22 protein-coding genes and 2 pseudogenes are annotated in these 22,846 nt (G+C 72.5%); 16 read left to right on the top strand and 8 right to left on the bottom strand.

What is annotated here, in order from left to right:
* Window positions 1-36 precede the first annotated feature (36 nt).
* Together ACI790_RS11945 and ACI790_RS11940 are read left to right on the top strand one after the other, a co-directional pair.
* Entirely contained in the window at window positions 37-327 is a 291-nt protein-coding gene (locus tag ACI790_RS11945) for a hypothetical protein (protein ID WP_456569989.1), read from the top strand.
* Window positions 328-338: 11 nt separating this feature from the next.
* The gene (locus tag ACI790_RS11940; RefSeq protein ID WP_456569988.1) at window positions 339-1,322 is read left to right on the top strand and encodes an aldo/keto reductase family protein; all 984 of its coding nucleotides are present in this window, start codon (window positions 339-341) and stop codon (window positions 1,320-1,322) included.
* 42 nt (window positions 1,323-1,364) lie between these two features.
* On the opposite strand, the gene ACI790_RS11935 is transcribed toward ACI790_RS11940, so the two are convergent.
* Window positions 1,365-1,577, bottom strand: a complete 213-nt coding sequence (locus ACI790_RS11935) for a hypothetical protein (protein WP_456569987.1) — start codon at window positions 1,575-1,577, stop codon at window positions 1,365-1,367.
* A 111-nt stretch (window positions 1,578-1,688) separates the two neighbouring features.
* Between ACI790_RS11935 and ACI790_RS11930 the strand changes: the two genes are divergently transcribed.
* From ACI790_RS11930 to ACI790_RS11915, 4 genes are all read left to right on the top strand, one after another.
* Entirely contained in the window at window positions 1,689-2,135 is a 447-nt protein-coding gene (locus ACI790_RS11930; RefSeq protein WP_456569986.1) for a phage holin family protein, read from the top strand.
* Window positions 2,132-2,677 (top strand): DUF3618 domain-containing protein, encoded by a 546-nt coding sequence (locus ACI790_RS11925; protein ID WP_456569985.1) that lies wholly within the window; start codon window positions 2,132-2,134, stop codon window positions 2,675-2,677. The genes ACI790_RS11930 and ACI790_RS11925 overlap by 4 nt, the downstream gene beginning before the upstream one ends.
* Window positions 2,674-2,946, top strand: a complete 273-nt coding sequence (locus tag ACI790_RS11920; RefSeq protein ID WP_456569984.1) for a DUF4235 domain-containing protein — start codon at window positions 2,674-2,676, stop codon at window positions 2,944-2,946. Before ACI790_RS11925 ends, ACI790_RS11920 begins: the two co-directional genes overlap by 4 nt.
* A gap of 93 nt (window positions 2,947-3,039) precedes the next feature.
* Window positions 3,040-4,179, top strand: coding sequence for a YihY/virulence factor BrkB family protein (locus tag ACI790_RS11915; protein WP_456569983.1), 1,140 nt, complete (start codon window positions 3,040-3,042; stop codon window positions 4,177-4,179).
* Between the two features lie 22 nt (window positions 4,180-4,201).
* Here the strand turns inward: ACI790_RS11915 and gcvT are convergent, their stop codons facing one another.
* Window positions 4,202-5,320, bottom strand: coding sequence for a glycine cleavage system aminomethyltransferase GcvT (gene gcvT / locus ACI790_RS11910; protein ID WP_456569982.1), 1,119 nt, complete (start codon window positions 5,318-5,320; stop codon window positions 4,202-4,204).
* A 35-nt stretch (window positions 5,321-5,355) separates the two neighbouring features.
* Between gcvT and ACI790_RS11905 the strand changes: the two genes are divergently transcribed.
* Window positions 5,356-6,870 (top strand): leucyl aminopeptidase, encoded by a 1,515-nt coding sequence (locus ACI790_RS11905; RefSeq protein WP_456569981.1) that lies wholly within the window; start codon window positions 5,356-5,358, stop codon window positions 6,868-6,870.
* A 118-nt stretch (window positions 6,871-6,988) separates the two neighbouring features.
* On the opposite strand, the gene ACI790_RS11900 is transcribed toward ACI790_RS11905, so the two are convergent.
* Window positions 6,989-7,327, bottom strand: a complete 339-nt coding sequence (locus tag ACI790_RS11900; protein WP_456569980.1) for an oxidoreductase — start codon at window positions 7,325-7,327, stop codon at window positions 6,989-6,991.
* Between the two features lie 152 nt (window positions 7,328-7,479).
* Here ACI790_RS11900 and lpdA point away from each other — a divergent pair, with 152 nt between their 5' ends.
* The 3 genes from lpdA to ACI790_RS11885 all read left to right on the top strand — a co-directional run bounded on the left by lpdA (window position 7,480) and on the right by ACI790_RS11885 (window position 11,735).
* The gene (lpdA, locus tag ACI790_RS11895; protein ID WP_456569979.1) at window positions 7,480-8,859 is read left to right on the top strand and encodes a dihydrolipoyl dehydrogenase; all 1,380 of its coding nucleotides are present in this window, start codon (window positions 7,480-7,482) and stop codon (window positions 8,857-8,859) included.
* A 47-nt stretch (window positions 8,860-8,906) separates the two neighbouring features.
* Window positions 8,907-10,745: a 2-oxoglutarate dehydrogenase, E2 component, dihydrolipoamide succinyltransferase gene (sucB, locus tag ACI790_RS11890; RefSeq protein WP_456569978.1), complete on the top strand. Its 1,839-nt coding sequence runs from the start codon at window positions 8,907-8,909 to the stop codon at window positions 10,743-10,745.
* Between the two features lie 84 nt (window positions 10,746-10,829).
* A complete protein-coding gene (locus ACI790_RS11885) occupies window positions 10,830-11,735 on the top strand; it encodes a TIGR01777 family oxidoreductase (protein WP_456569977.1) in 906 nt (301 codons plus the stop codon).
* 40 nt (window positions 11,736-11,775) lie between these two features.
* Here the strand turns inward: ACI790_RS11885 and ACI790_RS11880 are convergent, their stop codons facing one another.
* The 3 genes and pseudogenes from ACI790_RS11880 to ACI790_RS11870 form a co-directional block, all read right to left on the bottom strand.
* Window positions 11,776-13,365, bottom strand: coding sequence for a protein kinase domain-containing protein (locus tag ACI790_RS11880; protein WP_456569976.1), 1,590 nt, complete (start codon window positions 13,363-13,365; stop codon window positions 11,776-11,778).
* A gap of 109 nt (window positions 13,366-13,474) precedes the next feature.
* Window positions 13,475-13,885: pseudogene (locus tag ACI790_RS11875) on the bottom strand (helix-turn-helix domain-containing protein); the annotation flags it as partial.
* A gap of 390 nt (window positions 13,886-14,275) precedes the next feature.
* Window positions 14,276-15,271, bottom strand: coding sequence for a tripartite tricarboxylate transporter substrate binding protein (locus ACI790_RS11870; protein WP_456569975.1), 996 nt, complete (start codon window positions 15,269-15,271; stop codon window positions 14,276-14,278).
* Window positions 15,272-15,557: 286 nt separating this feature from the next.
* On the opposite strand from ACI790_RS11870, the gene ACI790_RS11865 reads away from it, so the two are divergent.
* The 4 genes from ACI790_RS11865 (at window position 15,558) to ACI790_RS11850 (ending at window position 19,780) form a co-directional block, all read left to right on the top strand.
* The gene (locus ACI790_RS11865; RefSeq protein ID WP_456569974.1) at window positions 15,558-16,349 is read left to right on the top strand and encodes an SDR family oxidoreductase; all 792 of its coding nucleotides are present in this window, start codon (window positions 15,558-15,560) and stop codon (window positions 16,347-16,349) included.
* A complete protein-coding gene (locus tag ACI790_RS11860; protein WP_456569973.1) occupies window positions 16,342-17,577 on the top strand; it encodes a CaiB/BaiF CoA transferase family protein in 1,236 nt (411 codons plus the stop codon). The genes ACI790_RS11865 and ACI790_RS11860 overlap by 8 nt, the downstream gene beginning before the upstream one ends.
* A 441-nt stretch (window positions 17,578-18,018) precedes the next feature.
* Window positions 18,019-18,966, top strand: a complete 948-nt coding sequence (locus tag ACI790_RS11855) for a LysR family transcriptional regulator (RefSeq protein ID WP_456569972.1) — start codon at window positions 18,019-18,021, stop codon at window positions 18,964-18,966.
* Window positions 18,959-19,780, top strand: coding sequence for an enoyl-CoA hydratase-related protein (locus ACI790_RS11850; protein ID WP_456569971.1), 822 nt, complete (start codon window positions 18,959-18,961; stop codon window positions 19,778-19,780). The genes ACI790_RS11855 and ACI790_RS11850 overlap by 8 nt, the downstream gene beginning before the upstream one ends.
* Window positions 19,781-20,063: 283 nt before the next feature.
* Here ACI790_RS11850 and ACI790_RS11845 read toward each other — a convergent pair.
* Window positions 20,064-21,233, bottom strand: a pseudogene (locus ACI790_RS11845) (IS3 family transposase).
* A gap of 209 nt (window positions 21,234-21,442) precedes the next feature.
* Window positions 21,443-21,679 carry a hypothetical protein gene (locus ACI790_RS11840; RefSeq protein WP_456569970.1) on the bottom strand — a complete coding sequence of 79 codons (237 nt, stop codon included), beginning with the start codon at window positions 21,677-21,679 and terminating at the stop codon, window positions 21,443-21,445.
* Window positions 21,680-21,696: 17 nt separating this feature from the next.
* Here ACI790_RS11840 and lipB point away from each other — a divergent pair, with 17 nt between their 5' ends.
* Together lipB and ACI790_RS11830 are read left to right on the top strand one after the other, a co-directional pair.
* Window positions 21,697-22,359, top strand: a complete 663-nt coding sequence (lipB, locus tag ACI790_RS11835) for a lipoyl(octanoyl) transferase LipB (RefSeq protein WP_456569969.1) — start codon at window positions 21,697-21,699, stop codon at window positions 22,357-22,359.
* Entirely contained in the window at window positions 22,356-22,739 is a 384-nt protein-coding gene (locus ACI790_RS11830; RefSeq protein ID WP_456569968.1) for a PPOX class F420-dependent oxidoreductase, read from the top strand. Before lipB ends, ACI790_RS11830 begins: the two co-directional genes overlap by 4 nt.
* Window positions 22,740-22,846 lie beyond the last annotated feature (107 nt).

Raw genomic sequence — 22,846 nt, 5'->3', positions numbered from 1 at the left:
GACACCGGACCGCTCCCGGCGTCGGCGGTCGAGGCGGTGCGCGACGCCCGGTTCGACGTCGTGCTGCTGGAGCAGACCTTCGGTGACCTGGTCGGCCACGGCACCGGCCACCTCGACCTCGCGACGTTCCCCGAGCAGCTCGACCGGTTGCGCGCCGTCGGCGCCGTCACCGGGTCCACCGACGTCGTGGCCGTGCACCTCGGGCACCACAACCCGCCGGTGTCGGCACTGGCCCAGCGGCTCGCGGCGCACGGCGCCCGGCTGGTCCCCGACGGCGCGACCGTGCTCGCCGGGGTCCGAGGGGCGGCGGTCCGGCGCGGCGCCTAACGTCGCCCCCCGTGGAATTCAGACGCCTCGGCCGCTCCGGCCTGACCATCTCCGAGATCGCGTACGGCAACTGGCTGACCCACGGCGGGCAGGTCGAGGAGGACGCCGCGCAGGCGTGCGTCCGGGCCGCCCTGGACGCCGGCATCACCACGTTCGACACCGCCGACGTCTACGCCGGCACCCGGGCCGAGACGGTGCTCGGCGCGGCCCTGGACGGGCAGCGCCGGGAGTCGATCGAGCTCTTCACCAAGGTCTACTGGCCCACCGGGCCCGGCCACAACGACCGCGGGCTGGGGCGCAAGCACATCATCGAGAGCTGCCACGCCTCGCTGCGCCGGCTCCGGACCGACTACGTGGATCTGTACCAGGCCCACCGGTACGACCCGACGGTGCCGCTCGAGGAGACGATGACCGCCTTCGCCGACCTCGTCCGGACGGGCAAGGCGCTCTACATCGGCGTCTCCGAGTGGAACGCCGAGCAGATCGCCTCCGGTGCGGCGCTCGCCCGCGAGCTCGGCATCCAGCTGATCAGCAACCAGCCGCAGTACTCGATGCTCTGGCGGGTCATCGAGTCGGAGGTCGTGCCGACGTCGGAGCAGGAGGGGCTCTCCCAGATCGTCTGGTCGCCGCTGGCCCAGGGCATCCTCACCGGCAAGTACCGGCCGGGCGAGCAGCCGTCGGCCGACAGCCGCGCCGGACACCCCGAGGCGGGTCGGTCGATGCAGCGGTTCATGACCGACGACATCCTCGGCCGGGTCCAGCAGCTCCGCCCGATCGCCGACGACCTGGGCCTGTCGATGGCCCAGCTGGCACTGGCGTGGGTGCTGCAGAACGGCAACGTCGCCGCCGCGATCATCGGCGCCACGCGCCCGGAGCAGGTGCACGACAACGTCGCGGCCGCGGGCGTCGTCCTGGACGCCGACGTGCTCGCCCGGATCGACGAGACGCTGGGCGAAGTCGTCGAGCGCGACCCCGGCAAGACCGCCCGGGGCTGACCGAGCCGTCTCGCCGCCTGGCCCTCTACCTCTAGTGGAGGGTCAGGTGGCGGCCAGGCCCATGGGGCCGTAGACCTTCTGGTCCCCGTCGAACAGGGTCACCGTCGCGACGCCGCGATCGAGCAGCTCGCGCCAGTTCTCCCCCAGCCACGACTCGGCGTCACCCTGGTTGTCGGTCTCGGGCATCTCCACCCCGACCGCGGCCGGGTCGAGGGTGGATCCAGCGGGGTCCTCGAGACGCCAGTGCCAGCTCATGCGCCGAAGGCTAGCGGCGGCGGCACCGTTGCGCCGATGTGATCGGCTCGCCGGTTACGGCCCGACCGCCGGGGGCATGGACCTCCATCGACCCGTCCAACCGGAGGACCGATGACTGCACCCCGCCCCGACGCCACGGCCGGCGCGACCCGCGCCGCCGCGAGCCCGCTGCCCGAGAACGCCTCGACCGGTCAGCTGATCGGTCAGCTGACCGACCAGATCAGCCGCCTGGTCCGCGACGAGGCCCGCCTGGCCCAGGCCGAGGTGACCCAGAAGGCGAAGAAGCTCGGCGTGGGCGCCGGCCTCTTCGGTGGCGCCGGGCTCGTCGCCTTCTTCGGTGTCGCCGCCCTGATCACCGCCGCCATCCTGGCGCTGGCGCTCGTCCTGCCGGCCTGGCTGGCCGCGCTGATCGTCGGCGTCGTCCTGCTCGCCGTCGCGGGCGTGCTGGCCCTGGTCGGGAAGAAGGACGTGCAGAAGGGCTCCCCGCCGGTGCCCACGGAGGCCATCTCCAGCGTGAAGACCGACATCGCGACCGTGAAGGAGAGTGCACAGCGGTGAGCACGCCCAGCGGGTCACGGCCAGACGACGCACAGGCCGCCAACGGCCCCACCGAGCCCGACGCCATCCGGGCTGACATCGAGGCGACCCGGGAGGAGCTCGGTCGCACGGTCGACGAGCTCAGCCAGCGCCTCGACGTGCCGGCCCGGGCGAAGGAGAGCGCGGCGCGCGCCAAGGACACCGCCGTCGAGACCTACCGCGAGAGCCCCCCGGCGTTCGCCGGAGCCGGCGCGGCGCTGGCCGCCCTGGTCGGCCTGGTGCTGTGGCGGCGGCGGCGCGCTCGGCGGCGGGCCAGCACCGAGGAGCTCCTGGTCGGGGCGCGCGTGGGGCGCAAGCGCGAGGCGAAGCGGGCGCGCAGGGAACTGGCCGCCCGCCGCACCACCGCGCAGAAGGCCACCAAGCGGGCCGAGAGGCATGCGCGGAAGGCGGCCAGGCGGTCCGAGAAGGACGCGCGGAAGGCCAGCAAGCGGTCCGAGAGGAACGCGCGGAAGGCCACCCAGCGGGCCCGGAAGGCCCGTCGAAGCGCGAGGAGGAAGCGTTGAGCAAGGGAGCCAAGCTCGCCTACCGGCCGATCGGCCTGGCGGCGGGAATCCTGGCGGGAGCCGTGTCCGGGGCCGTCTTCAAGCAGGTGTGGAAGCGCATCAGCGACCAGGACGACGCCCCGGACGCGCTCCAGAGCGAGTACCCCATGTGGGAGATCATCGTGTCCGCCGCGCTCCAGGGCGCGATCTTCGCGGCCACGAAGGCAGCCATCGACCGCCTGGGCGCAGAGGGCTTCACCAAGCTCACCGGGGCCTGGCCGGGCGACTGACCCCCGCGCGGTGGCCGGGACCCCGTCCCGGTCACCGGCACCACCCCGTTCCACCCCCGCGGCCGGACGACGGCCCTGCACCAGGGAGAAGCAGTGACCGGCACCCGCCCCCGCGAGAGCGCCGTCGACCGGATCCGCCAGCGGGTCGAGGAGAAGGCCGCCCGGCGCGCGGCCGCGGCGCAGACGACGGCCGACGGCGGATCCACCGGGAACCCGAACCGGCTGCCCCCGGGCGCCCCCGCGCCGGAGCAGCTCCCGGGCATCGATGCCGGCTCCCCCACGCAGATCCCCGCGGGCGGCTGGAAGCAGATCCTCAAGCGGGCCTGGGCCGAGAACAACGCCGACAACATGCCGATCATCGCCGGCGGGGTGGCCTTCTTCGGCTTCCTGGCGATCTTCCCGGCGCTCCTGGCGCTCATCTCGATCTACGGCCTGATCGTCTCCCGGGAGCAGGCCGCCGCCCAGGTCGAGTCGTTCACCACCGGCCTGCCCGAGGACGCCCGGAGACTCATCGAGACCCAGGTCGCGAACATCACCGCGGCCGACAGCGCCCTCACCTGGGGCCTCGTGCTGTCCGTCCTGGGCGCGCTGTGGAGCGTCTCGGGCGGTGTGAGCAACCTGGTGAAGGCGGTCAACATCGCCTACGACGAGGTGGAGACCCGCAACTTCGTCAAGCTCCGGGCGCTCTCGCTGGTGCTCACCCTCGGGGCGATCGTCTTCGTGGTCCTCACCATCGGCCTGGTCGCCGTCCTGCCGGTGGTAATCGACGCGCTTCCGCTGGGCTCGGTCGGCACCGTGCTGGCCGAGATCGGGCGCTGGGTGCTGCTGCTGATCGTCGTGGCGGGGTCACTGGCGGTGCTCTACCGGATGGCCCCCGACCGGGACGCCCCGAAGATCCGCTGGGTCAGCCTCGGCTCGCTCGTCGTGACCGTCGTCTGGGCGGTGGTGAGCCTCGGGTTCACCTTCTACGTCAACAACTTCGGCTCCTACAACAAGACGTACGGCGCCATCGCCGGCGTCATCGTGCTGATGCTGTGGCTGTACCTCACCTGCTACCTCGTGCTGCTGGGCGCGGAGATCAACTCCGAGGCCGAGCACCAGACCGGCCACGACACCACCGAGGGCGAGCCGATGCCCATGGGCGAGCGCGACGCGGTGAAGGCTGACACGCTGCCGGCCAAGGCGGAGCCGGAGAAGGGCGACAGCGACCCCACCCGCAAGGCCGCCCCCTAGAGGTCTCCCGCGCCGTCCGGGCTCAGCGGACGTGCGAGGGGACGAAGGGCGGCTTGACGACCTCGGCGGCCTGCGGGCGGCCCCGGACATCGACGGCGACCTCGTCGCCGGCCGCCACACCGGCCGGCGCGTCGACCAGCGCCAGCGCGATGCCGGTCCGCAGCGTCGGTGAGAACGTGCCGCTGGTCGTGACGCCGATCCGCTCCCCGGCGGCGTCCAGTACCGGCATGCCCGGTCGCGGGATGCCGCGCCCGGTCGCCTTCAGGCCCCACAGCAGGCGGTCCGGTCCGGCCACCTTCTCCGCCGTGAGCGCCTGCCGGCCCCAGAACTCCGGCTTGCGCCAGCCGACGGCCCAGCCGGCCCGGGCCTGGTTCGGCGTGATCTCGCGGGAGAGCTCGTGGCCGTGCAGCGGATACCCCATCTCGGTCCGCAGCGTGTCGCGGGCCCCGAGACCGCACGGGCGGATGCCCAGGTCCTGCCCGGCCTCCAGCAGCGCGTCCCACATCTCCCCGGCGCGGTCGGCGCCCACCAGCAGCTCGTAGCCGTGCTCCCCGGTGTAACCGGTGCGGCACACCGTCACCTCGGCCCCGCCCCCGCCGGTGCCGGTCACGAAGGACATGTAGCCGATCTCGCCGGGCACGCCGAGCAGCTCCAGGACCTGCAGCGACCGCGGACCCTGGACGGCCAGGACGGCGACCTCGGCGTGTCGGTTCTCCACGGTCACGCCCGCCGGAGCGGCGTCCGCCAGCCGGCCGAGCACCTCGGCGGCGTTGGCGGCGTTGGGCACCAGCAGCACGTCGTCGGGGCCGTGCAGGTAGACGATCAGGTCGTCCACCACTCCCCCGGCCTGCGGCTCCCCGTCCGGCACGCAGCAGAGCGTGTACTGCGCCTGCCCCGGGCCGATGCGGGACAGGTCGTTGGTCAGGCAGGTGTCCACGAACGCGGCGGCGCCGGGCCCGCGCACCGTCCCCGTGCCCAGGTGGGAGACGTCGAACAGGCCCACCCCGTCGCGCACGGCGGCGTGCTCGGCCAGCACCCCTCCACCGGCGTACTCGATCGGCATCGACCAGCCGCTGAAGTCGGCGAGCTTGGCCCCGGCCGCCAGGTGCCGGTCGTGCAGGGGGGACGTCTGCGGGGTCACGGGAGGCACGCTAGCCGGACACCTAGGATCGAGCGGTGCCGCCGACGATCTCCGCCACCGACCACCCGCTCGAGAAGCTGACCGGCGACGCCGTCGTCGTCGCCGTCGGGAAGGGCCCCGACGGGCCGCTCCCCACCCCCGGTGCGGAGGCCGTCGACCGCCTGCTCGGCGGCCGGCTGCTCCCCGCGCTGGCCGACCTGGGCGTCCGCGGCGCCGAGGACGAGGTCACCCGGCTGCCCTCCTTCGGCCAGGGCCCCTTCCCCGTGGTCGCCGTCGTCGGCCTCGGCGCGCCCGAGCCGACCGGCGGCTACCGCACCGAGGCCCTCCGCCGGGCCGCCGGCGCGGCCAGCCGTGCGCTGGGCGGCCGCCGGTCCGTGGTGAGCCTGCTCGCCGCCGTCGGCGGGACGCCCGACGCCGAGCGGCTGCACGCCGTCGGCGAGGGGGCCCTGCTCGGCGCCTACGAGTTCACCGCCTACAAGTCGCAGCTGCCCGCCGACCGCCCTGCCCCGCCGAGCGAGTTCACCGTCGTCGTGCCCGGGGCCGGTGCCGCCGAGGCGGCCCTGCGCCGGGTCCGCGCCGTCGCCGACGCCGTCGCCCTGGTGCGCGACCTGGTCAACACCCCGCCGAACGACCTGTACCCGGCCGAGCTGGCCGCGCGTGGCGCCGCCGCCGGGGAGAAGCTCGGGCTGACGGCGGAGATCCTCGACGAGGACGCGCTGGCGGCCGGCGGCTACGGCGGCATCCTCGCCGTCGGCGGCGGATCGACCCGCAAGCCGCGGCTGCTGCGCCTGTCCTACGCGGGCACGGGCGCGCGCAAGAAGATCGCCCTGGTCGGCAAGGGCATCACCTTCGACAGCGGCGGCATCTCGATCAAGCCCGCCGCGAAGATGGAGGACATGAAGAGCGACATGGCCGGCGCCGCCGCCGTGATCGCCACCGTGTGCCTCGTCGCGCAGCTCGGCCTGCCCGTGGACGTCGTCGCCACCGTGCCGATGGCGGAGAACCTGCCCAGCGGCACCGCCTACCGGCCGGCCGACGTGGTCACCTTCCGCAACGGCAAGAAGGCGGAGATCACGAACACCGACGCCGAGGGCCGGGTCGTGCTGGCCGACGCGATCGCCCGCGCCGCGGAGGACTCCCCCGACGTCCTGCTGGAGACCTCCACCCTCACCGGCGCGCAGATGGTCGCCCTCGGCGGGCGGACCTCGGGCGTCATGGGCAGCGACGACCTGCGCGACGCGGTGATCGCCGCGTCGGAGCGCAGCGGCGAGTCCATGTGGCCGATGCCGCTCCCGGCGGAGCTGCGCAAGGGTCTGGACTCGACGGTCGCGGATTTCGTCAACGCCAACACCGACCGGCTCGGCGGGATGCTCGTGGGCGGGCACTTCCTCGCCGAGTTCGTGCCGGCCGGGCTGCCGTGGGCGCACATCGACATCGCCGGGCCCAGCTACAACACCGCCGCGCCCTGGGGCTACACGCCCAAGGGGGGCACCGGCGTCCCGGTCCGCACCCTGCTCGCGACGATCGAGGCCCTCATCGCCGACACCTGAGCCGACGCGGTGGTCGTCCCGAGTGGGCCCCGGAGGGGTCCGCGCAGGGACGACGAAGCGGCTCCACCGCGGCCAGGGGACGGCACCTGGCCGCGGTGCGATCCGGAGGATCGCCGTGTCACAGCCGCTTCTGGCGGGCGCTCCAGTCGCGCATGCGCTGGGGGTAGCCGGTCACCTGGGCGTCGTACACCGGGATGGCCAGGTCCTTCGACAGCCGGCGGGCGACGTCGGGCCCGTCGATCCGCCGGCGGGTCCACTCGCCGTCGGCCGCGACCAGCACGATGGTCGCCTCGGTGACCGCCGTCCGGGGCTCCACGTAGCCCTCGACCCCCCGCCGGCTGGCCACGAACTGCTCCAGGTGGCTGAGGTCGGCGCGCTGCGAGCCGCGGTCCAGCGTGGGGCGGCCGGCACCGCCGGCACGCCCACGGCGGCCGCGCCATCGGTCGAACAACCCCATCGGCCTCTCCGTCCTGCCGTGGCCGCAGTCGTCACCGCGACGCCCGCGAGGGCAACGGCGCTACCGGCCAGGTCGTTCCCGGAGTGGCAGGATGGGCAGCAGCCCCCGCCCGCTCGAGCGGGGACGCCGTCCGTCGCATTCGAGGAGCACCCGTGAGCGCACCCACCTCCCCCGCCGACCTGGTCATCCTCGGCGGTGGCTCGGGCGGCTACGCCGCGGCGTTCCGCGCGTCCGAGCTCGGCCTGACCGTGGTCCTCATCGAGAAGGACAAGGTCGGCGGCACCTGCCTGCACCGCGGCTGCATCCCGACCAAGGCGCTGCTGCACGCCGGCGAGGTCGCCGACCTGGCCCGCGAGGGCGAGCAGTTCGGCGTCAAGACGTCGTTGGCCGGCATCGACATGGACGGCGTCAACAGCTACAAGGACGGCGTCGTCTCCAGGCTCTACAAGGGCCTGCAGGGCCTGGTGAAGGCCCGCAAGATCACCTACGTCGAGGGCGAGGGCCGGTTGACGTCCCCCACCACCGTGGAGGTGGACGGCCAGACGTACGAGGGCAAGCACGTCCTGCTGGCGACCGGCTCCTACCCGCGCACGCTCCCGGGCATCGAGCTCGACGGCAGCAAGGTCATCACCAGCGAGGACGCCCTGCAGCTGGACCGGGTGCCCAGCTCGGCGATCATCCTGGGCGGCGGCGTCATCGGCTGCGAGTTCGCCAGCGCGTGGAAGTCCTTCGGCGTCGACGTCACCATCGTCGAGGGCCTCCCGCACCTCGTGCCGCTGGAGGACGAGTCCTCCTCGAAGCTGCTGGAGCGCGCCTTCCGCCGCCGCAGGATCGGCTTCGAGCTGGGCAACAAGGTGTCCGGCGTGCAGACCACCGACGACGGCGTGAAGGTGACGCTGGAGAACGGCAAGGAGCTGGAGGCCGAGCTGGTGCTCGTCGCCGTCGGCCGCGGCCCGGTCAGCTCCGGCATCGGCTACGAGGAGGTGGGCGTCGCGATGGAGCGCGGCTACGTCCTCGTCGACGAGTACATGCGCACGAACATCCCCACGATCTCCGCCGTCGGCGACCTGGTGCCGACCCTGCAGCTGGCCCACGTCGGCTTCGGCGAGGGCATCCTCGTCGCCGAGCGGGTGGCCGGGCTGGAGCCGGCCCCCATCGACTACGCCGGCGTCCCGCGGATCACCTACTCCGACCCCGAGGTCGCCTCGGTCGGCCTCACCGAGGCGCAGGCCAAGGAGCGCTACGGCGAGGTCAAGACCCTCACCTACGACCTCGCCGGCAACGGCCGCAGCCAGATCCTGAAGACCACCGGCGCGGTCAAGCTCGTCCAGTCGCCCGACGGCCCCGTCGTCGGGATCCACATGGTCGGCAGCCGCGTCGGCGAGCTGATCGCCGAGGCCCAGCTGATCTACAACTGGGAGGCCGAGGCCGACGACGTCGCCAGCCTCATCCACCCGCACCCGACGCAGAGCGAGGCGCTCGGCGAGGCGCACCTCGCGCTCGCCGGCAAGCCGCTCCACGTGCACGGCTGATCTCGCACCACCCCCACCCACCCAGCGCCAGAAGGAGCACTGCCCCGATGCCGACCTCCGTCACCATGCCCGCCCTGGGCGAGAGCGTCACCGAGGGCACCGTCACCCGATGGCTCAAGCAGGAGGGTGACCAGGTCGAGGTCGACGAGCCCCTCCTCGAGGTGTCGACCGACAAGGTCGACACCGAGATCCCCTCGCCGGCCGCCGGCGTGCTCACCAAGATCCTGGTGGCCGAGGACGAGACCGTCGACGTCGGCGCCGAGCTGGCCGTCATCGGCGGCGGTGACGGCGACGAGGGCGCCGGCAGTCCGCCCGCCTCCGCCGAGGACGCGGAGAGCACGCCGCAGTCCCCCGACCAGCAGGTCGAGGACGCCGGCTCCGGCGAGGAGCAGGAGGAGCCCGCGGCGGAGCCCGAGCCCCAGCCGGCCCAGGCCGCGGACGCCGGCGGCGCGGGTGGCTCCGGCGGCGGCGAGGGCACCCCCGTCACCATGCCGGCGCTCGGCGAGAGCGTCACCGAGGGCACCGTCACCCGCTGGCTCAAGGCCGTCGGCGACGAGATCACCGCCGACGAGCCGCTGCTGGAGGTGTCCACCGACAAGGTCGACACCGAGATCCCGGCGCCGGTCAGCGGCACGCTGCTGGAGATCACGGTCAACGAGGACGAGACCGTCGACGTCGGCGCCCAGCTGGCCGTGATCGGCACGGGTGCGTCCGGCGGCGGCGACGCCCCCGCGCCGCAGCAGGGGGCCCCGAAGCAGGAGGCCCCGGCCGAGCCGGAGCCGCAGGCTGCGCCCAAGGCGAAGGAGGCCGACCCCGCCAGCGCCCAGCCCGGTGGCGACTACGGCGCCAGCGGCGCCCAGCCGTCGGACTCGCCGACCTCGGCACCCGCCCCGCAGGTGGCCCCGCAGGCGCCGTCCGCCCCGTCCGGTGACGGCGGTGGTCAGTACGTGACGCCGCTGGTGCGCCGGCTGGCCGCCGAGCACAAGGTCGACCTCAACGCCATCTCGGGCACCGGCGTGGGCGGGCGCATCCGCAAGCAGGACGTGCTCGCGGCCGCCGAGAAGTCCGCCGCCCCGGCCCCCGCGCAGCCCGCCGCGTCGGCCCCGGCCGCCTCCGGTGGCGCCCGCACGCCGTCGCCGGCCGCCACGCCGGACACCTCGGTCCGCGGCCGTACCGAGAAGCTCTCCCGGCTGCGCGGCGTGATCGCCCGCCGCATGGTGGAGTCGCTGCAGGTGAGCGCCCAGCTCACCACGGTCGTGGAGGCCGACGTCACCCGCATCGCGCAGCTCCGGCAGCAGGCGAAGGGCGACTTCGAGGCCCGCGAGGGCGTGAAGCTGTCGTTCCTGCCGTTCTTCGCGAAGGCGGCGGTCGAGGCCCTCAAGCAGCACCCGTCGGTGAACTCCTCGATCGACCTCGAGGCCGGCACGGTGACCTACCACGACAGCGAGAACCTCGGCGTCGCCGTCGACACCGAGCGGGGCCTGCTGGTCCCGGTCATCCACGAGGCCGGTGACCTGAGCCTCGGCGGGCTGGCGCGGAAGATCTCCGACCTCGCCGAGCGCACCCGCACGAACAAGGTGACGCCGGACGAGCTCGGCGGGGGGACGTTCACGCTGACCAACACCGGCAGCCGCGGCGCCCTGTTCGACACGCCGATCATCAACCAGCCGCAGGTGGCCATCCTCGGCACGGGCTCGGTCGTGAAGCGGCCGGTCGTGGTGCAGGACGCCGAGCTCGGCGAGGTCATCGCCGTGCGCTCCATGGTGTACCTGGCCCTCACCTACGACCACCGGATCGTCGACGGCGCCGACGCCGCCCGGTTCCTCACCACGGTCCGGGAACGCCTGGAGGCCGGTCAGTTCCACGGCGAGCTCGGTCTCGCCTGATGCACCTCCGCTCGGGGCCCCGGTGACCACCGGGGCCCCGAGCCCTTTCTGCCGTCAGCACCCGCGCCCGCTGGGGAGTCCCGCATGAAGATCGCCGTGTCCGGTGCGTCCGGGATGATCGGCAGCGCCCTGCTGCCCACCCTGCGGGCCGACGGCCACGAGGTGGCCCAGCTGGTGCGCCGCACCCCGCGGAGCGCCGAGGAGCACCGCTGGGACCCCCAGCACCGGCGGATCGACCCGGCGCTGCTCCGCGACGTCGATGCCGTCATCAACCTGGCCGGCGTCGGGGTCGGCGACCGGCGCTGGAGCGAGGGTCACAAGCAGGCGGTGCTCAGCAGCCGGGTGGACACCACCGCCACGCTGAGCGAGGCCCTGGCCGACGTGGCGGGCACCGACCCGGACCGGCCGCGGGTGCTGCTCAACGGATCCGCGGTCGGCTGGTACGGCGACACCGGCGACCGCGTCGTCGACGAGTCCGACCCGGCCGGGGACGACTTCCTGGCCCGGGTCTGCGTGGCCTGGGAGGGCGCGACCGCACCGGCCGCCGACGCCGGCGTGCGGGTGACCACCCTGCGCACCGGCCTCGTGCTCGGGCAGGGCGGGCTGCTCGGGCGGATGCTGCCGCTGTTCCGCGCCGGTGTCGGCGGGCGGCTGGGCTCCGGCCGGCAGTACGTCCCCTGGATCAACCAGGAGGACGAGATCGGCGCCATCCGGTTCCTGCTCACCCACCCGGTGCCGGGGCCGGTCAACCTCTGCGGCCCCGAGCCGGTGACCAACGCCGAGTTCACCGCCGCCCTGGGCCGGGTGCTGCACCGGCCGACGGTGCTGCCGGTGCCCGCCCCCGCGCTGCGGATCGTGCTCGGGGAGTTCGCCGACGTCGGCGTCCTCGCCGGGCAGCGGGCGGTGCCGGCGCGGCTCACCGAGGCCGGGTACCGCTTCGCGCACCGCGACGTCGACTCCGCCGTGCGCGCCGCCGTCGAGCGGCGCTGACCTCCCCGCACCCCCTGACCTCCCCGCGCCCCCGGTCCGCTCACCCCACCCGCTCGGCCCGGTCGATCCGCCAGCCGGCGGGCGTGCGGACGAGCACCATGCGCACCTCGGCGTCGGGCCGTCCGGTCACCGTGCGCAGCGGGACGCCGGCCGGATCGGCGGCGGGCACGACGCGGTAGTCCGGCCACCGGTCGGTGAGCAGCAGCTCCGCCCGGCCGGGGGCGGCCTCGGTGACGGCGAGCTCCACCACGGCCGGAGCGAAGCCGCGCAGCACCTCCCCCGCCGCCGCCTGCCGCCGCGCGTGCTCCTCGTCCGCGGCGAGCAACGGGCTGCCGGCGGGGTAGACGTCCCGCAGCCGCGCCGGCGCGCCGCTGAGCCCCTCCGCCCGCCGCGCGTACAGCTGCGCCACCAGCGCACGCCACTCGTCGGGGCCGGCCGGCGCCGCGGTCTCCGGCAGCTCCCGCTCGTCCGCGACCGGGGTGGGCGGCGGCGAGGCGGTGCCCGTCGGCTGCGTCTCGACAGCCGCGGCCGGGGAGGTGCCCGCCGGGTCGCCGCCGCCCCAGCGCGTGCCCGCCCACGCCGTGACCGCCAGCGCCGCCACCACCAGGGCCGCGACCAGCAGGCCCCCGGCGAGCGGACCGGTCGCGGTTCCGGGACGCCGGGCCCGCCGGCGGCCCCGGCGAGGTTCCTCGACGACGGCCGGTGCCGGCCGGGGACGGCGGCCGGGCACCACGTGGGTGAGATCGGTCCGTACGTCGGGGCGTCCGCCGCCCGGCCGCGGCCCGGCCGAGAGCGCCACCGGCTCCGGCCGGCAGGCGTGCCGCAGGTCCAGCGCGAACGCCGCCGCGTCGCCCCGGGCGTGCGGATCGGCGGACAGCCCGCGGCGGATGACCCCGATCAACTCGGCCGGGGCGTCCGGGGCGAGCTCGGCGAGGTCGGGCAGGTGGCCCTCCGCCGCCACGGCGAGCGTGTCGGCGGGGGTCGCAGCGTTCCACGGCGCGATGCCGGTCAGCGCGTGGAAGGCGGCCGCGGCGACCCCGAAGACGTCCGACGCGGGGCCGGGCGCCCCGCCGCGGGCCACGGCCGGGTCGACGTAGGCGGGGGTGACCTCCGCGGCCGCGGTCTCCCCGAGCACGCGGGCCACACCCAGATCGGTGAGCACCGGCCGCCCCTCGGCGGTGAAGACGACGTTCCCCGGGGACAGGTCACCGTGCACCACGCCGTGGGCGTGGGCGTGCGACAGGGCCGCCGCCACCGGCGCGATCGCGGTGACCACCTCGCCGGGGCGCAGCCGCCCGCGCCGGCCCAGCAGGTCGGCCAGGCTGCCGCCGGCGAGCAGGTCGAGCACCAGCGCGACCCGCGGCGCCCCGCCGCGACGGGGTTGGTGCACCACCTCGTGCAGCCGCACCAGGTGCGGGTGGTCCAGCTCGCCCAGCAGGGCGGCCTCGCGCGCCTGGCGTTCGGGGTCGCCGGCCACCAGCACCTTCACCGCGACGGGCGCCCCACCCCCGCGCGGCACGGCCCGCCACACCTCCCCGGAGGCGCCCCGGCCGAGCAGCGCCTCGAGGGCGTAGCCGGGGACGGCGGGCGGCGGAGCGGCACCGGGACCGGACGGCGGGACGACGGACATGCCGGGGACCGTAGGCCGATCCGGGCGGCCCGTGCCGGCGTTGTCCACAGGCGCCCCGGCCGCGCGGCAGGCTTGGAATGGAGCCACCTTGGTCGCGCAGCAGCGTGCGCAGGCCCTCGTGGGAGATGTCGTCGACCACCCCCTCGGCGACCAGGAAGTCGGCCAGCTTCGACAGGCTCCAGACCGAGAACGGCAGCCCGTGATCGGCCGGGCGTGGCAGCGCGATCTTCTTGATCTCCGCGCGTTGAGCCAGGTCGAACTTCGGTGGCCGCCCGCCGGCGCACTTCGGTTTCAGCGAATCGAAGCCGTCGGCGTCGAAGTTGTGCAGCACGTGCCGCACCCGATCGGCGCTGCTGAAGGTCACCTCGGCGATCTGCGGCACCGCCATGCCCTGAGCCGACAGCAGCACCATCTGCGCTCTTCGCCAGGTCACCACCGATCCGCTGCTGCGGCGCACGATCCGCAACAGCTTGTTGCCCTCGTCGTTGCCGATGGCCCGGACCTGCACGCGATGCACCATCTCGCATCTCCTGCGGGGAAGACAGGATCAGACAAACGAAACGGTCCACCCACTCAGGACCTCAGCACGGCACCTCCCCCGGTGTGTCGACGACGCGGGCGAAGGTTGGCAGCCGCGGCACTAGCAGGGTTCCCGCGCCGAATCCGGGCCCATCGGACCGCCCCACGGCCCCGGGAACCGTGCCACGACCAAGGACCTGCCCGGCGGCGTTGAGGTCACACGCCAGCGGCCGCCCCCGGGGGGCGACTCGGCCGTCATCCCGAGGGACAAGCGGCCGGAGTCGACGGATGGATGCGCAGGCACGCTCAAGGAACAGACGTGCGGACGCCTCCCAGCCGGAAGAGCTGATTCACGGTGCCGGCGCTGCCGAGATCGCGCGGCCGGGTCCGGTCACTTCTGGGCCGCCTCGGCGTACGCCTCCGACTGCGCTTGGAACGACGACATCAGCGCCTCGCCGTCGGTGAATTCCGGCGTCACGAACTCCTCACCGATCCGTTCCACGGTCTGCTCGTCCTGCAGGCACTGCTCCAACGTCGACTCCAGCGTCGAGGTCACGTCGTCAGGCGTATCAGCAGGCACCACCAAGCCGATGTAGGACGTTCCCTGGCCCAGGTCCTCGAAGCCCTCGAACTCGTTGATCGCCGGCACGTCGGACAAGTAGTCCACTCGCTCGTCCCCCACGGTGGCCAGCACATTGAGCGTTCCCTGCTCGTGCTGCGCGAGGATGTCCTCGTCGACCACTGCGATTCCGACGTCGGCGTTGCCACCGACGACTGCCGTCTTCACCCCGGCCGTGCCATCGAACGGCACGATCGTGAAGTCAAGGCCCTCGGCAGCGATGCGCTCGAGCTCGATGGTGCCCTGGGAGGCCGCGCCGGGCGCCGCCGCGATGAACGTGGCGCCGGTCTGCGCTGCCTCCAGCAGCTCCTGCGCGCTGGAGTACGGGGAGTCCGGTGACGTGAACAGGACGTAGGGGTACTCCGCGATCTGGCCGACGCCCCGGAAGTCCTCGAGCGTGTAACCGACGTCGTTGGAGAGAGGGGTCACGACCGCGTTGGACGTGAGCACGACCTCCATCGTGTATCCGTCAGCAGGCTGGGTCAGGAGTTCCTGGGTCCCCAACGCACCGCTTCCACCGGCCTTGTTCTCGACGATGACGCTCTGTCCCAATGCCTCCTCCATGCACGGAGCGACACCGCGAGCGGCGATGTCCGTACCGCCTCCGGCGGGATACGGCACCACGATCCGCAACCTCTTCGTGGGGAACTCCTCGGACGCGCCTGGATCACCGGACGCGTCTGACTCACTGGCGGTCCCGCCGCACGCGGTGAGGATGGCGAGCGCCGCGACGGCGGCCAGACTCCTGACGGGCTTCGTTGTCCTCATCGACTTCTCCCCTTGCTCTGTGTGAGCGACGGCACAGCTGGCGGAGACCAGCATGGGCGCGGGGGCAAGGTATGTGAAGTATCTGACTGGGACCCAGTCTGAAGCCTTCGACATATCAATTTTCCATGAGGCTCACGCCTAAAGGGACGTTTGATGTATCAAACGCCGAACACGCGGGTATTTGCCCGTATCAGTGCCTCGCCCTAGCGTAAGGGTCGTCCATCCATGCAGACATCCGCTGCGACGAGGGCCGCCCGACATCAGGCCATCAGAGGGGTTTCCTTCCATGCTAAGCAAGGGCACGTTCAACGATCGGGTCTCGATCGTTACCGGGGGAAGCTCCGGCATCGGCGAGGCCATCGCGGGCGAACTGGGGCGGCTCGGCTCCACCGTCGTCCTGGTGGGTCGACGTCCCGATGCGCTGAGCGTCGCGGCGGAGAAGATGCAGGCCGAAGGGGTGCGGGTCCGTACCTACGCCGGGGACGTGCGGGATCGCGACCGGGCCGCGGAGATCGTGAGTGCCGTGGTCGACGAGTTTGGAGCCGTCCACCATCTCGTCAACAGCGCAGCCGGGAACTTCCAGGCACGTCCCGAGGACCTGTCCCCCAACGGGTGGTCGGCCGTGGTAAGGATCGTTCTCGACGGAACGTGGAACTTCACCCAGTTGGTGGGGCAACGCATGATCACCGCCGGCACCGGCGGGTCGATTCTCAACATCGGAACCACCGCATCGATGATCGGGGGCCCCTCCACCGTCCACTCGACGAGCGCCAAGGCCGGCGTGCTCGCCATGACGAAGTCCCTCGGCGCAGCCTGGGCGCAGCAAGGCATCCGGGTCAACGTCCTCACCCCCGGCCCGACGGCGGACACAGGGGCCATGGACCACCTGTTCAACAAGCCGGGCGAATGGGAGGCGCAGGTCCGCGCGATCCCCTTGAAGCGACAGGCAACCCGGGACGAGGTCGCTCACGGCGCCACCTACCTGCTGAGCGACTACGCCGGCTACATCACCGGTACCAACCTGGTGATCGACGGTGGTCGGTCTCTGGGAAGGGACGGCGGTGTCTACGGTGAGTGACGAGCACGGCGGGCAGAGCGCAGGAGCGCTGGAGGGCATCCGCGTCATCGATCTCACCCGCGTCCTCTCCGGACCGTTCGCGACGATGATCCTGGCCGACCTCGGCGCCGACGTCATCAAGATCGAGGAACCCGCACGGGGTGACGACACGCGGCACTGGGGCCCTCCCTTCGTGGGACAGGAAGCGGCGTACTACCTGAGCGTCAACCGCAACAAGAAGAGTCTTGCGATCAACTTGAAGACGCCCAGCGGCAAGGCGGTGGTTCGACGCCTCGCCGCACAGGCGGACGTGGTGGTGGAGAACTTCCGGCCCGGCGTCGCAGCGGACCTGGGGCTCGGGTACGCCGACCTCTCCGCCGACAACCCCGGCCTGGTCTACGCGTCGATCAGCGGATACGGACAGTCGGGGGCGGAGGCGAAGAGGCCTGGCTACGACCCGGTCATGCAGGCCCGCAGCGGGCTGATGAGCATCACCGGCCTTCCCGACCGGGAACCGGCGCGAGTGGGGGTCGCAACGGCGGACATCAGCGCCGGCATGTGGGCCGTCATAGGGATCCTGACGGCCTTGCACCACAAGCAGGTCTCGGGCAAGGGCCAGTGGCTGGACATCTCACTGCTCGACGCTCAGGTCTCGTGGCTGACCAACGTCGCGGGCGCCTGGTTCGCCAACGGGGAGCTGCCGCAGCGCTACGGCACCGGCCACCCGAGCATCGTTCCGTCGGAGGCGTTCCACACGAAGGACGGCCTCCTGATGCTCGCCGCCGGGAACGACCGCATGTTCGGCAGGCTCGCGGCGGCCATCGGAGCGGACCATCTGGCAGACGACCCGCGCTTCAGCACGAACAGCGTTCGGGTGCAACACCGGGAGGAGCTCCGCGTCGAGATCGAGCGGGTCCTCGCCACCGACATCACCCACCACTGGGACACGAAGCTCAACGAAGCCGGCATCCCGGCGGCCCCAGTGAACACAGTGGCAGACGCGCTGCAGGACCCGGTCGTCCTCGAGAGGGAGATGATCATTGAGCAGCACCACCCGTCGATCGGCCGCATCCGCAGCCTCGGGTCGCCGGTCAAACTGTCGCGCACACCGCCGACCATCCGGACGGCTCCGCCCGTCCTGGGTGAGCACACCCTTGACGTGCTCGGCCAGCTGGGCTTCGGCGCGGACGACATCGCGGAGATGGTCGCCGACGGGTCGATCCGCCCGGTACAGGGAGAGGACCGGTGACCCCGGCGGGGCAGCCGGATCTGCTCGTGGTGAAAGGCGCCGACCGCGCGCTCCTCACGAACCGATCCTGCCTCCTGTTGCAGGCGAACACGTCGAGACCGACCCCGGCTGCCTTGTCTTCGTGCGCACGGGTGTTGCAGGTCCTCCCGTTCCGGTGATGACGTGGAGTCGGTCCCCGAGGGCCCGGTCACTGCCCGCCAGAGGTCGGCCCGTGGTGGGGATAACTGCCCGCACCTTGGCCCCTAGCGGCGGACACGGCTCTCCGCCGTGGAAGCGGAGGCCGTCCGCCCCAGCCTTCGCGGCGGGAGCAGTGCCCGAGGTGACCGGCGGGACATCCCTTCCGCTCCGACCGCGGTCTCGACCCGGGACCCGGCGGTCGGGACCGCTTGGAAGTCGGGGAGCGCGAACGTGCCGCCCGGGCGCCTGTGGAAGGTTGAGCGCGTGGAACTACGGCATCTCCGCTACTTTGTGACGGTAGGCGAGGAGTTGCATTTCAATCGAGCAGCCCAACGCCTCCACATCCAGCAGCCGCCGTTGAGCCAGCAGATCCGGCAACTCGAGCGTGAGCTCGGCGTGGACCTGTTCGTCCGCACCACGCGCAGCGTCAAGCTCACCGCGGCAGGGCAGGCGCTGATGGACCAGGCCTACACGATCCTCAAGTCCGTCGACGAAGCCCATGGGATCGCGGTACGCGCCGCGCAGGGTCTGACCGGTACGCTCACCATCGGATTCACCGGCTCTGCGACGTATGCGCTGCTGCCCCGGATCGCTGCCGCCTTCAGGAAGAGAGCGCCGGCCGCTGCTCTTGTCGCACAAGGGGAGATGCTGACGCCCGCCCAGGTGGAGGCCCTGTTGGACGGCCGGCTCGACGTGGGATTCGGCCGGCTCGTCTTCGCCGTACCCGAGCTCAGCACCCGCGTCGTCGAGACCGAGCCGCTGACGATCGTACTTCCCGCGGATCACCGGCTGGCCAAGGAAGCGGCCGTCGATCTGCGGGACCTGGCAGAGGAGGCGTTCCTGAGTCTGCCCGGTCGGTGGGGTTCGACGTTCTACGACCTGACCATCCAGGCGTGTGCCGACGCGGGCTTCTCCCCCCGGATCGTGCAAGAGGTGTCACAGACGGCCACCCTGGTCAGTTTCGTCGCTGCCGGATTCGGCGTGGCGCTGGTGCCCCAGTCGTGTCACCACATCACCGTGACAGGCGCCGTGCATCGTCCCCTGAAGGGGCCGCCCCTGGAGACAGATCTCGTCATGGCGTGGCGAAAGGACGACGACTCCCCGTTGTTGCGACGGTTCCTGGAGATAGTGAGGGAGGAACTTCAGCCCCCCGGTGTGCCCTCGCCTCTTCCGGCATCGCCGTCAATCGCGGAGGGAGGGACGGGTGACTAGCCCCACCAGCCCAGCGCCGGTGCTCTTCCATGTCGATGCGGGCGGTGTCGTGACCATCACGCTGAACCGCCCCTCGCTCGGCAACGCGTACGACCAAGAGCTGATAGACGCCTTGCGATCCGCCGTGAGGACGGTGTCCGAGGACCTTCCCGACGCACGAGTCGTGGTGCTTCGTGGCGCGGGACAGCACTTCCAGGCGGGGGCGGACCTGCGGTGGATGGCGAAGGTGCGAGAAGCCGGGGAGGCCGCCGCGCTCGAGAGTTCGCGCACGGCCGCGCGGGCGTTCATGGAGCTGGGCTCCTTGCCCGTCCCTGTTCTGGCAGTCGTCCGAGGCGCCTGTTTCGGCGGCGGAACCGGAATGGCCTCTGCATGCGATATGGTGATCGCGGCCGACACCGCTACCTTCTCCATCGCCGAAGTCCGGTGGGGGCTGACCCCAGGCTTCATCATCCCCCAGTTGAACGACGCCATCTCCGTACGGCAGGTCCGTCGCTACGCCCTGACAGGAGAACGCTTCGACGCCTCGGAAGCTCGACGGATCGGTCTGGTGCACGAGGTGGTGCCCGAAGAGGCGCTGGATCGCCGCGTCGACGACGTGGTGGCACAACTGCTGCGAAACGGGCCCGCTGCGATGAGGACGACGAAGAGGATCATTGGGCGCTTCAGCCACGGGGGCGGCCTCGACGACCCGGTACTCGAGCAGTTGGCACGCGATCACTGCTCTGCGAGGATTTCGGACGAAGCGCGTCGAGGCTTCGAGGCGTTCCTGGCCGGCAACAGCCCGGACTGGTCCGTCGGCGCGCCGGACGGGTAACGCCGGCGCCAGCCACTCCATCTCGCGCCTGCGAGGTCCTGGAGTTCATCCGGACGACCGGGCACCAGGCGATCGGGGAGATGGGCGTGCTGCTGGGCCTGCTGCGCGACGATCCCTCCCCTCCTGGGCGCCGCTGCCGTCCCTGACCGATCTGCGCACGCTGGCCGCATCGGTGGAGGAAGCCGGCCTTCCGATCGACCTGCGCATCGAGGCAGACAGCCACCCCTTGTCCCCCGCGATCGAGCTGGGGATTGCTGGGTTCAATTGACAGCGGTTGGGTTGATCATGCCGCGACTGCGGCTTGAGTGGTGAAGGCGAGTTCATACTCGACCTGGGTGAGCTTGCCGAGTGCGCGTTGCCGTCGGCGGCGGTTGTAGGTGTGCTCGATCCAGAACACGATCGCCTGGTGCAGCTCGTCGCGGGTGCGCCAGCGGCGGCGGTCGAGGACGTTCTTCTGCAGCAGGGCGTGCCAGGACTCCATGGCGGCGTTGTCGCCGGCGGAAGCGACTCGGCCCATCGACCCTTGCAGACCGGCGGCGGCCAGGACGGCCCGGAAGGATCTTGCTCGAAATTGCGACCCGCGGTCGCTGTGAACGACTACGACCCCCGCCGGCCGGCGGCGGGCCACGGCCGTGCGCAGCGCGGTGACGGCGAGCTGAGCGGTCATCCGCTCGTCCAAGGCGTAGCCGACGATCCGCTAGCTGAATAGGTTCTTGATCGCGCAGCAGTAAAGCATGGCTTCGGTGGTGGGGTGTTCGGTGATGTCGGTGACCCACACCCGGTCTGGTGCATGCGCAGAGAACTGGCGCTGCACGTAATCATCGTGCACCGCCGGACCGGGGGTCTTGCCGGTGCCCCGGCGACCTTTGCGCACGGTGTTGGACCACAGCTTCTGCTGCGAGCACAGCCGCCAGACCCGGCGCGCGCCGACCGTGTGGCCGGCGCGCTCGAGCTCGTCGGCCAACAACCGGTAGCCGAACTCCGGGTCGTCGCTGTAGGTGTCGATCAGGGCGTTGGTCAGGTAGGCGTCCTGCAACTCACGCTCGCTGACCGGGTTGGCCAGCCACGCGTAGTAGGCCTGCCTCGAGTGTCCGAGCAACCCCGCAGGCCAGCCGCACCGGGATACCCTCGGCGGCCAGGTCGCGGACCAGCGGGTAACTCATTCTGGGAGGCTGCCCGCGGCGAAGTAGGCCGCCGCACGGCGCAGGATCTCGTTCTCCATCTCCAGGCGCCGCTTGTCCCGGCGCAGCTGCACCAGCTCGTTCTGCTCGACACTGGTCTGGCCATCGACGACACCGTCGTCGATGTCGGCCTGCCGGCACCAGCGACGGACCGACTCCACCGAGATGTCGAAGTCGGCAGCGACCTCGGCGTGGCACAGATCGCCCCTACGGGCGACCCGGACGACGTCACGCTTGAACTCGGGCGGGAAACTTCTCGGGCACAGTGACATCCTCCTCGCGGGACCACGTCCCACGGATCGAGTGTCAACTGAATCGACAGCAATCCCAAGTGTTCGCTCGTGAGCGCCCGGCCCTCCCTCTGGTTCAGGAAGTCCCGCAGCACGGGTAGGCGCCCTCGCGGCAACGCTCGAAGGTGGCACTCAACAGAGGCCCCGGATCAGTCGTTGAGCGGACGACCTCCGACAGTTTCAAAGTGTCTTCAGAAGTCCACTACGACTCCGAGGAGCAGCGTCGCCCGCTGTACCACCGGCTGGTCGCCGACGGCACGCTGCCCGGCGGCCACGCCACCGACGACGGCGCCGGGCTGGTCTACCGGGGCACCGACCTGGTGGAGGTGGTGGCCGACCGCCCCGGTGCGGCGGGCTACCGGGTGGAGCGGGGCGCCGACGGCACCGCGGTGGAGACCCGGATCGCCCCACGCCGCCTGGCGTGCCACGGGCATAGGCTGGGTCCGTGGCTGAGCTGCGCGTGGTGCACGCCGGAACCGTTCCCTACGAGGACGCCTGGGCGCGGCAGCGCGAGCTGCACGCGCAGCGGGTGGCCGGCGAGGTACCCGACACCCTCCTGCTGCTCGAGCACCCCTCGGTGTACACGGCCGGCCGCCGGACCGAGCCGCACGAGCGGCCGATGGACGGCACCCCGGTCGTCGACGTCGACCGCGGCGGGAAGATCACCTGGCACGGCCCGGGACAGCTGGTCGGGTACCCGATCGTCGCGCTGCCCGACCCGGTCGACGTCGTCGCCTACGTGCGGCGGCTCGAGGGCGCGCTGATCGAGGTGTGCGCCGGGTTCGGGGTGGACGCCGGCCGGGTCGAGGGCCGCAGCGGCGTCTGGCTGCCCGCCGACGCCCCGGGCAGCGGCCACCGGCCCGAGCGCAAGGTGGCCGCCATCGGCATCCGGGTGGCCCGCGGCGTCACCATGCACGGCTTCGCGCTCAACTGCGACCCCGACCTGGGCGCCTTCGGGGCGATCGTCCCCTGCGGGATCCCCGACGCGGGGGTGACGTCGCTGTCGGCCGAGCTGGGCCGCGACGTGACCGTGGCCGACGCGCTGCGGCCGGTGGAGGACGCGATGACGAGGGTCCTCACGGGGCAGCCCGCCGGTTCCGCCGCGTGACCCCGCTCCCCCGCAGCGAGTACGTCAGCCTCACCACGTTCCGGCGCACCGGCGCGCCCGTCGCCACCCCGGTGTGGGCGGCGCCGGACGGCGACACGCTCGTGGTCTGGACCCGCGCGGATTCCGGCAAGGTGAAGCGGCTGCGGCACACGGAGCGGGTGACGGTGGTGCCCTGCGACGTCCGCGGCCGGGTTCGCGGGCCGGCCGTCGAGGGGACGGCGGAGTTCGTCGACCGCACGGGGCAGCCGGCGGCGCTCGACGCCCTACGCCGGGCGTACGGGCTCAAGTTCACCCTCGGCAACAGCACGTCGCGGCTGTGGCACCGGCTGACCCGCCGCGAGAGCGAGCGCCACGAGATCATCCGCATCCACCCCCACTGAGGCCGAGTCGTGCCGAGCGGGCCCCGGCGGGGTCCACTCGACACGACGGCGGGGCTCCGCGCGTCAGGAATACGGCACGGGGCCGCGGTGCGATCCGGAGGATCGCG

It is taken from the genome of Blastococcus sp. SYSU DS0539 (assembly GCF_054050855.1).
This window is presented reverse-complemented; position numbering and strand designations above follow the sequence as displayed.